We start from the raw sequence: 9,656 nt of genomic DNA on the forward strand, positions 1-9,656 counted from the left end.
TTATAATTTCAGTATGTTATCGAGGATGACTTTTCAAACAGTCTTTAATAGATCACAGGAAACGTAATTCCTGCCGCCTCAGGAAAGGGAGGACGGCAGCGGCCGCGTCTTCTCGAAACGTGGCGCGAATGGCAGCAGCACAAGGAAATAGCCAAAATAATACAACGTGGCGCATCGTCCCGCGATCATCCATGCACCTGCCGCATGATGCCGTCCGACCAGCCCCAGCACCACGAACGCCACCACCAACCCAAACAGGCCGATGCGGCACACCGGGCGAAACCGGGCAGAACGCACGGGTGAAGGGTCCAGCCACGGCACAGCGAACAGGACCAGCACCGCCCCGGCAGAGGCAAGCAGTCCCCCGAACTTCGACGGCACGGATTGCAGGATTCCATAGAAGGGAAGGAAGTACCACTCCGGCTCGATATCCGTGGGTGTATGCAATGGATTGGCCGGGCGATAATTGGCCGGTTCCGACAGAAGGTCCGGCCACAGGAAAGCCAGCGCGGCAAACACGATGCCAAACAGCATAAGGCCCACCATGTCCTTGCTGCTGTAATATGGGTGAAAGGGCACCGTATCGGAAGGTTGAGATGGCTCCACCCCCTGTGGATTATTCGAACCCGAAATATGCAACGCCGCCACATGCAGCCCCACGATCGCCACGATCGCAAACGCCATCACGAAATGCAGCACAAAGAATCGGTGGATAAACACATCCCCCAACGCGTCACTGCCTTCCATCACATGTTCCAGTCCGGGACCAATACCCGGAATGGCCCCGACCGCCTTGCCCACCACGTCCGCGCCCCAGTACGACATCTGCCCCCATGGCAGGACATACCCGGCAAAGGCCGTCACCATCGTCATGACCAGCAGCACAAGGCCCGTCAGCCACAGGATCTCGCGCGGGGCCTTGTATGACCCGTAATATAATCCCCGATACAGGTGTATATACAGCGCCCCCATGAACAGGCTGGCCCCCGTCATATGCAGCGCCCGCAACAGCCAGCCGGCGGGCACCTGACGTTCGATCACCTCGATCGACGCAAAGGCCCCAGCAGCGGCAGGGGTATAATTCATGGCAAGGAAGATGCCCGTCGCCAGCATCAGGACGAGAACAACACACAGGATCGCACCGAAATTCCACAACCCGTTCAGGTTGCGCGGCATGCGATAATCCACATATTCGGCCCGGAACCATCGGACCACATGCAGGCGACGGTCGATCCACGCAATGACGCCCGTCCCTGCTACGGACTGCTGGTCCGCCTCCTGCATGGTCTCTGGACCGCCCATCCCCTGCTCTCCCTTCCCATTGTGCAAATGGTGCTGCGGTCAGTCTTCTACCCGCTTTCAGGCACCTTTAACAGAAGGGATACCCTGCCTTGCACGACAGGGCGTAAAGATCGCTTTGGCACAACCCATTGATAACAAATAAACGTTTTTGGGTGCTGCCTTTTTTCAAAAAGGCGGCGTCTTTCGAAGCTTTTTAAAAAAGCTTCACCAAAAACTTTTACAATTCATAATGTTACCCGAGATCAGAACAGCAGGATGGCACCGCCCGAGGCCGTGTTGTCGGTGGCGCGTGCCGGGCCATGTGCCTTGGACTCCGTATGGGCATATTCACCCACGATGTTAAGCCAGTCGGTCAGGCTGTAGAACAGGGCCCCCACTTCGGACTCGTTGCGCGCGACAAGGCTGGGATCGTTTTCCCCCCGCGCTTCATAAAGGTTACTGACACCATAGCTTCCGACCAGCTTGATCTTCTTGGTGACGTTATACATCCCCTGCAGGTAGTAACCTTCGGACGCGCGCTTGTGCCCGTTCGACGCCACACCGTCGAAGAACAGGCCCGTCGTGCCAAGGCCGCTGCCACGATAGTAATAGGCCACGCCCTGGAACGGGCCATAGGTCAGCTTGGTGCCGATTTCGCCCGCTTCGGCCATCACACCGCGCTTTTCCCCTTCGGAAACCGGCACGGTGGAGGTGGAAGTCTGGACCATGTTGTAGATCCCGCCATCCATGCCGCCGGTTGTGACCTCACGCAGCGCGGTGGTGACGGTCGTCGTCTGGCTGCGGGTCAGGTCCTGCTGATGCTGCACCAGGAAGCTGGCCCAGATACGGGCTGTCAGGCCACCAACCTTGAAATCGTAAGTAACCTTGCCCTGCACCATGGGCGAACTGTGCTGGGTCGATCCGGCAGACAGGTTGTCGCCCGCAAAATTATACTCATCCAGCGGTTGGAGGACACCGACATTGCCCTGGAAGCCGGCCACCTTGGGCGACAGGTAGGAAATCTGCGGGATCCAGTCGGCATACACATAACCGACACCGATACGGCCAAGGGACGTATTGCCCGGCGCAGTATTGCTGCCGGTGGAACCGACACTCAGCAGGGTCGCATCATTAAGGATCGCATCCCCGCCGAAGATGCCAAGGTCACGCCCGATCTTGATCGTGCCGAAGGATTTCGTGCCTGCCGTCACGAACACCTGACGAAAATCGATCCCTGCGGTGCCAAGGCCGACCGGGCTGCCGCCGGAATTGGCGTTCATCGCGCCGGGCTTGTTATTATCAATGCCCGGATACATCCCCATGACGGCGGACATGTCGATGCCAGCCTGCGTCGTGGACAGTTTCAGGATCAGGCCCGCAGGCAACAGGCCGTTACGCAGGGCGGAGGAATCAAACCCGTTCGCCCCGGTGGATACCCCACCATTGACGATGCCACCACGGCCCGGGCTGTTAAAGGTATAGAACCCGTTGACGAAACCCGACAGGTTGATCTTGACCGGCCCGGCGTCAAAGGTCAGGCCCTTGCCCGGCACGTATTTTTCCATGCGGACAAATCCCTCGCCATAAGCGGGGCCACCGGGCTGCATTGACAGCATGGCCGTGCGCGCGGCCTCTGCACTTTGCGCGGCGGAAGCTGCCGCCGCGCGGGCCTGCGTCACCATGTCCGCCGTCTCGTCCGCGCCACCGATGCCAACCTCGCCAGGAAGGACGGTATGGATGGGATTATCCGGCGTTCCCGGGGCCGCCGGGCGTGCGGACGGGACATGGCGGGTCGTCGCGGCCATGCGGCTGCCACGGGTGGTGGTCGCCTCAGCGCGCGCATGGCTCAGATGCTTGGCAAGCAGGCCCTTATATTCACTGGACGTCAGGCTGCCTTTGGCACGCAGGATATCGAGCAGGTCGCTATAATCATCGGCCCGTGCCTCACGCGGTTCCATCAGGTGCCCGGCACTGGCGGTCAGAACGACAACGGCTCCTATTCTGGCCAACCTTTTCGCCGACATCTGATCGTTCCTTCCGTGTAATTCGCCTGACTATCCGGGCCTGAAACTTGGGGGTGAGCGCTTCAGGGCATTTCTGTTGGATATGATCCGACGGGTCAATGGCGTCCCCTCCCTGCGCGATGACCATGCCATGCACCCTGCGCGAAGAATTCTGTTCCGACTGAATCGTAAAAGTTCCCACCACCACACCAGATGTTGATGACACGAATCAGGGATATCAACTGTCTGTGCGCACCTGGGCACAGCAACAGGTGCGATATATGCAGATGACAAAGAACTTCCATATAAAAACTATTGTTTTCACGTTTTGTCATGTGACGTTAAATCAGTACGTTATGGAAAAATCTGGAAAATACCCCCTGACTTCAGGGGGCCAGAAATGGCACCAGAAACGTTAAAATCAGCATCATGAAAATGTGATCGTAACGTTGATTTTAACTTGGACAGTTGCAGTGAAACTACATATTCAATAAATCTGTTCAAACAATCGTGTGTACAAACAATCGTGTGATTTGTATTTCCTGCACCTGTCGTGCATCTTCATGCGTCATGCCGGGCATAATAATCCCGGTACCAGGCCACGAAGCGCGCCACCCCCACACGTAGAGACGTCTTTGGGCGAAACCCCGTCAGGTGTTCCAGCAGGGATGCGTCAGCCCATGTCCGTTGCATATCCCCCGGTTGCATTGGCATGAAGTTGGTCCGGGCGGTACGGCCAAGGCACGTTTCGATCGCATGGACAAAATCCATCAGCGGCACAGGTTGCCCGTTACCCACATTGACCACACGATACGGTGCAACAGGGCTGCATCCCGTCGCTTTATCCCCACGCACCGGTATGCAGGGCAGCACGCGCAGGACGGATTCCACCACGTCATCAATATAGGTAAAATCACGCTCCATCTGTCCGTTGCCGTACACGTCGATCGCATGCCCCCGCAGGATTGCATCCACAAACAGGAACAACGCCATGTCGGGCCGCCCCCATGTCCCGTACACGGTAAAAAAACGCAGCGCCGTCACGGGCGTGCCCGACAGATGGGAGAAGGAGTGGGCCAGCCCTTCAGTTGCCTTCTTGGTCGCGGCATAGAGGCTGAGGGGATAATCACAGCGTTCAGTCTCGATAAAGGGCAGATCCGTTGCTGGCCCATAAACGGATGAGGTGGAGGCCAACACGAAATGATCCAGCGCCATACCCCGTGCCAGATCAATCAGGTTGGATGTGCCAACGACATTACTGTCGATATAGGTATCAGGCCGATGTGCGCCGTACCGCACCCCCGCCTGTGCCGCCAGGTGAATGATGACACTGATCCGCGCGCCCTCCACCACACGGGCCAGTGCCGCACGATCCTCCAGCATGATTTCATGGGCGACAAAGCGGGGATAAGCGCGCAAGAGCGCATGCCGACGTCGCTTTAGCGCAACATCATAATAAGGCGTCATGCCATCTATACCGATGACTTCGTGCCCTTCCGTCAGCAGGCGACGCGCCACATGGAATCCGATAAAACCCGCGCTTCCGGTGACCAGCACCCGCACTCTGTCCTCCTGCGTGCCGTGACATGGCACTGTCTGTTATTGTGGCGTTCGCCGAAACGGCAGATACCCCATATCCGCGCATATGCCGATCCCTGATCGCATGACCGTGGCATGCGTCGTCAATCGATGGGGCATCTGAAAATAACGGATTGATAAAAAAGAAAGTTTTGGGATGTCGCTTTTTTAAAAGAACCTCACCAAAAACCTCTCTCCTGTCAGGCAGATTTCTGGACCGCCCATCATTGCTGCTGGCGCGCATGTCGCCATGCCGCCTCCAGCGCATCGACCATCGTGGGATACCCGGTGCACCATTCACTTTCCTGCGCACCCCGCTGCGGGGCGACAGCCGCACGCCACGACATTGTATCCCCATCCGCCCCACACCGTTCGACCCGGATGGACCAATCGGCAGGAATGCGCAACAGGACACGCGCCAGACGTTTTTCCGGCGTCATGGGCGTGGCATAATTATGTGACATGGCGTCCTTTCCCGTGGCAGGCGATATGCAGGCCCCTTCCATACCAGAAGAGCGCCCATTTTATCAGCAGCACGCATGTTTCGGCCTATCAGGCTGGGAAAATGGCCTTTTTTGGCAGAAATCGGACCAAAAACGAAACATTTCCCCCTTGACGATACGCGCCATAGCCACACAATCCGACCCTTCGTGATATTGTTCCCCAAGCCAAGACTGGAGTACCCCCCGTTCGTGACCCTTCTTCCCGGCCTTTTACCTGATGAGTCCATTGACGGCGCCACCCACCTGATCCAGACCGCATTGACGCCGGTTTTCATGCTGTCGGGCATTGGCACGCTGCTCGGCCTGTTCAACACGCGCCTTGCCCGTGTCAGCGACCATATCGAAAACATACGCGATAAACTTGATGCCGCCGATCAGGATGACGCAGGCCGCCGCATGCTGATGCGACGGTTGCGCCACCTGCATTACCGCACATTACTGCTTGACGCATCCATCCTGTTCGCCGGTGTCGGCGGCGCATCCGCATGCGGATCGGCCTTCGCCCTGTTTGTCGGCAGCGTGCGTGATTCCGCAAGTGCATGGTGGCTGGTGCTGATGTTCGGCAATGCCCTGATGTGTACGGCCGGCGCACTGGCGATGTTCCTTGGTGACAGTATCGTCGCGTGGCATGGCCTGCGGGTGACAACTTTTCTGCCACATAAATACACGCAGGTGGATTAGTGAGCGTTCCTTTGCGGGAACCTCCCTTAATATCCCACGCATAAGAAGTAACCAGATATCCCCAGACGTTGCTTGTTCAAAAGCAACGTCTCTTGAAACTATCTGCAAAAAAGCCTGCCAAGGCACCTTAAACTTAGAAGCTGTTTGAAAAGTCAGGCTCAACAGCATCCTGAAATTATAAAGTTTTTTGGTGAAGCTTTTCCTAAAAAGCTTCAGAAGACGCCGCCTTTTTGAAAAAAGACGGCACCCAAAAAACTTGTCTTATGTTTTATCAATGATTTGTTTTCAAACAGTCTCTTATGCTTGCACGGTCTTTTTTCGGACAGACTTTGCAGACAGCCTCCTGTTTCATTGCCCCAGACGCCTGCTTCCGTTCAGGAGGCTTCGTCGCGCCACGCACTGACCGCACCAAGCCCGGTCTGTAGCAGGTTGCCAGCACGTTCCGGGCTGTCGGCTTCTACATAAACACGCAGTTCCGGGGCGTTGCCTGACGGACGGAGGTGAATGATCTCCCCATTGGCAAAAGTCATACGCAGCCCGTCCGTTCGATCCACATGCGACAACTCCCCGCATGTGGCGACAAACCCCAATGCCGCCGCCCCTGCCGATGGGCTGTCGCCCAACGCGGCAATGCGCGCCCTGCTCTTTTCCGTGGGCATGGCCACCAGGCGATCACTCAGCGTGAAACGTGGCGGCAGCGTTGCGACCAGACCAGCCAGATCCGTGCCAACCCGGCGTGCCGCAACCAGCGCACAGATCATAGGCAGCACGGAATCACGTGTTGGCAACGCCACAAGCGTGCGGTTTTCATGATGCACATCACTTGCCAGCAGGAACCCGCCATTTGCCTCATACCCGACGGAGGGGACAAGCCCGGCTGCCGCCGCCTCGGTCATGGCCGCCACGACAAAGGGGGACCCGATGCGCGTGCGACGGATATCGCGGGCAAATCCGGCCTGCTCCAACGCGGTATTGCTGCTGACGGGGGTTGTCACCGCCGCTGCGTTGAGAAAACGCGCAGCCAGAATGCCCAGCACATCGCCACGCAGCCAGTTTCCATGCCGGTCAGCAAGGAGTGGGCGGTCGGAATCCCCATCCGTTGTCAGGATGGCGTCCAGCGTACCGTCCGACGCCCATTCACGCGCCAGTTCAGCATCCTCGGGGCGCACGGCTTCGGTATCGACGGGCATGAACGTATCGGAACGTCCCAACGGGACCGCCTTCGCGCCCAGCGCCTCTACCACCAGCATCAGCACATCGCGTCCCACGGCAGAGTGCTGATAAATCCCCAACGTCAGGCCCGACAGGGCATCAGGGCCGAAAAAATCCCGATACCGCGCGACATAATCCGGCACCACATCCGTGATCGCAGGCAGTTCGAGCATTTTTACAAGCTCACCATCGGCATTGAACCAGCCTGCGGGCAGTACGGCGTCCTGTTCACGCATCGCGGCCTCGTCAGTCTTGAGGAATTCGCCCCGCGCCCGGTTGAACTTGATACCGTTACGATCAGCAGGAATATGGCTGCCGGTCACCATCAGAGAGGGAATCCCCCGCGCAAAGGCATGCAGGCATAGCGCCGGGGTCGGCACGAACCCGCAAAATACCGGTACGCCATGCAGGCATTCAATCGCCGCAGCACAGGCGCGCAGGATACGCGGCGTACTGGGGCGCAGGTCCCCCGCCACCGCGACCTGTGTCCCCGGCGCGAATTCACCCAATGTCGCCAGATGTTTCAGGTACCCCACGGTATAGGCGAAACAGACGGCATCCGTCATCGCGGTAACAAGACCGCGCGCCCCGCTGGTCCCGAATGCCACACCTGACTGTTCCATCCACTGGGCTATTTTCATGAGATACGTTCTCTTGCGACTATGTTGAATACAGGCCGGGACATGATCGTGCCCCATCCCCTTCATGTTAGGGGGTTTTTCCTCTGATTGCATGGATATTCAGGCAGATGCCCCATGAAAGCACGTCGCCATGGCCGACTGACTAACAGGTTGCAGGAAAATTGATGGCAACAACGCGCATTTGAGTGGGACAGCGCTTTTTTCTCAACACGCGCCCTCTTTTGAAGAGCGTGCACAAATATTCAAAAAAAATAACTATATCCCAATATGTTATGCGTATTTTTCCATTCAGGAGATCTCTTTTTATTCTTGTGCCCGCGACGTTACATCCGCAACCAATGCAAAGGGATCAACGGCGTAGGTTTCCAGTGCCGCCTCATGATTGATCACACCATGACTATGCTGGAACGCCATGAACGCACGATATCGCCGCGCATTGAGCAGCGCGGGCTGCTTTGCCAGTCGTGGCAGGGTTTCGCGCCATGCCGCCCGGTTCAATGGCGTATCGAGTTCTGGATGATCGGCAATCGCCTTCGACAGGATTTCGTCGGAATGGTTGAGCAACGTATTCGTCCCCTCCTCCAGCGCCGCCATGAACGCGCGCACCCATGGATCACGTATGTGATCGCGCGCGGCAAGGAACACCAGTTCATCATTCAAGGGCACCCCATGCTCCTCAGGGAAGAAGGCAGTAACGGTCATCCCTTTCTGTTTCAGGTCAAGGAGTTCATAGGTCCGCACGGCCCCCATCACCGCATCAACGGCATGCGACATCAATGCCTGTTCAAGCTGGAAATTGACATTGACCTGATGGATGTCCCCCATCCCCACCCCGACAGTGGACAACATGGTCGCCAGCATCGCATCATCCGCGCCCGAGAGGGAAACACCAATCACCTTGCCCTTCAGGTCAGCCAGAGAATGGATATCCCCTGCCGCGATCAGGGTATTGAGCGGCGTGTCGATCAACGTGCCCACCCGCACCAGTGGAATCCCCTGTTCCAAAAGCATACCAAGCTGCGTCTGATAGGAAACAGCCAGGTCTGCCTGCCCCGCTGCGACAAGGCGGGGCGCAGCACCCGGATCGGCTGGCGCAATCAGATGGACATCAAGACCATGCCGTGCGAACGCCCCGCCATATTGTGCGGCAAGGAGTGCCGCATGATCGGCATTGAGAAACCAATCCAGAATCACGTTGACACGACGTGGCGCATCGGCGGCATGCGCAGTGCCGATGCCACCCATCATGATAAGGAGACATGCAAGTCGTAACAGTATGGCCTTCATCATCGCCTGCCCTTCACCCACCCGCCCCGGGAAAAAACCAGGCAGGGACCGCATGGGGAAGCCAGCATGGAGGGCTCAGCCCCGGCATGCCGTTTTTCTCCCTACGCTGGCATGACCCAGGTCAGGTTCAACGGGTGTGATCTCAGCCCGCATCGCGGACACCCCGGTTGATGCAGATGATGGGAAATCTGGTGACGCGTCAACCATGCCTGATGGCACATAGGTGTGACCGGTCCATTGGCCGCCCAGTCCTTTGGCAAAAAAGAACCAGAACGCCTGTCTTCATAAAAACCGGCCATTTCATAACGTTCAGAAATTAGCAAAGGAGTATTGGACAAAGGTTTTCCCAAAAAACCTTCAAAAAACGATGTGTTTTTCAGAAGCTGTTTAAAAAGTCAGGTGCGATAACAGATTGAAATTATAAAGGTTTTTTGGTGAAGCTTTTTCTAAAAAGCTTCAGAAGACGCCGC

At 57.2% G+C, this 9,656-nt stretch carries 7 protein-coding genes and 1 riboswitch; of the genes, 1 reads left to right on the forward strand and 6 read right to left on the reverse strand.

Going from position 1 to position 9,656, the window contains the following annotated elements:
- Positions 1 to 78 precede the first annotated feature (78 nt).
- From B7G66_RS11310 to B7G66_RS11325, 4 genes are all read right to left on the reverse strand, one after another.
- Positions 79 to 1,302: a cytochrome b gene (locus B7G66_RS11310; protein WP_003616686.1), complete on the reverse strand. Its 1,224-nt coding sequence runs from the start codon at positions 1,300 to 1,302 to the stop codon at positions 79 to 81.
- 242 nt (positions 1,303 to 1,544) lie between these two features.
- Positions 1,545 to 3,305 carry a porin family protein gene (locus B7G66_RS11315; RefSeq protein WP_003616688.1) on the reverse strand — a complete coding sequence of 587 codons (1,761 nt, stop codon included), beginning with the start codon at positions 3,303 to 3,305 and terminating at the stop codon, positions 1,545 to 1,547.
- A gap of 540 nt (positions 3,306 to 3,845) precedes the next feature.
- Complete coding sequence (locus tag B7G66_RS11320; RefSeq protein ID WP_003616689.1) at positions 3,846 to 4,847, reverse strand: NAD-dependent epimerase/dehydratase family protein; 1,002 nt, start codon at positions 4,845 to 4,847, stop codon at positions 3,846 to 3,848.
- A gap of 239 nt (positions 4,848 to 5,086) precedes the next feature.
- On the reverse strand, positions 5,087 to 5,326 hold the full coding sequence (locus B7G66_RS11325; RefSeq protein WP_040511205.1) for a hypothetical protein: 240 nt from the start codon (positions 5,324 to 5,326) through the stop codon (positions 5,087 to 5,089).
- Positions 5,327 to 5,554: 228 nt separating this feature from the next.
- Here B7G66_RS11325 and B7G66_RS11330 point away from each other — a divergent pair, with 228 nt between their 5' ends.
- Positions 5,555 to 6,046 carry a DUF2721 domain-containing protein gene (locus tag B7G66_RS11330; protein ID WP_003616693.1) on the forward strand — a complete coding sequence of 164 codons (492 nt, stop codon included), beginning with the start codon at positions 5,555 to 5,557 and terminating at the stop codon, positions 6,044 to 6,046.
- Positions 6,047 to 6,420: 374 nt separating this feature from the next.
- On the opposite strand, the gene B7G66_RS11335 is transcribed toward B7G66_RS11330, so the two are convergent.
- Together B7G66_RS11335 and B7G66_RS11340 are read right to left on the reverse strand one after the other, a co-directional pair.
- On the reverse strand, positions 6,421 to 7,881 hold the full coding sequence (locus B7G66_RS11335) for a phosphomannomutase (protein WP_003616696.1): 1,461 nt from the start codon (positions 7,879 to 7,881) through the stop codon (positions 6,421 to 6,423).
- Positions 7,882 to 8,202: 321 nt separating this feature from the next.
- Complete coding sequence (locus B7G66_RS11340; RefSeq protein WP_048859202.1) at positions 8,203 to 9,186, reverse strand: ABC transporter substrate-binding protein; 984 nt, start codon at positions 9,184 to 9,186, stop codon at positions 8,203 to 8,205.
- An 81-nt stretch (positions 9,187 to 9,267) separates the two neighbouring features.
- Positions 9,268 to 9,362, reverse strand: a riboswitch (TPP riboswitch).
- Between the last annotated feature and the right edge of the window lie 294 nt (positions 9,363 to 9,656).

Origin of the sequence: Novacetimonas hansenii JCM 7643, assembly GCF_000964405.1 — a bacterium.
GTDB lineage: Bacteria > Pseudomonadota > Alphaproteobacteria > Acetobacterales > Acetobacteraceae > Novacetimonas > Novacetimonas hansenii.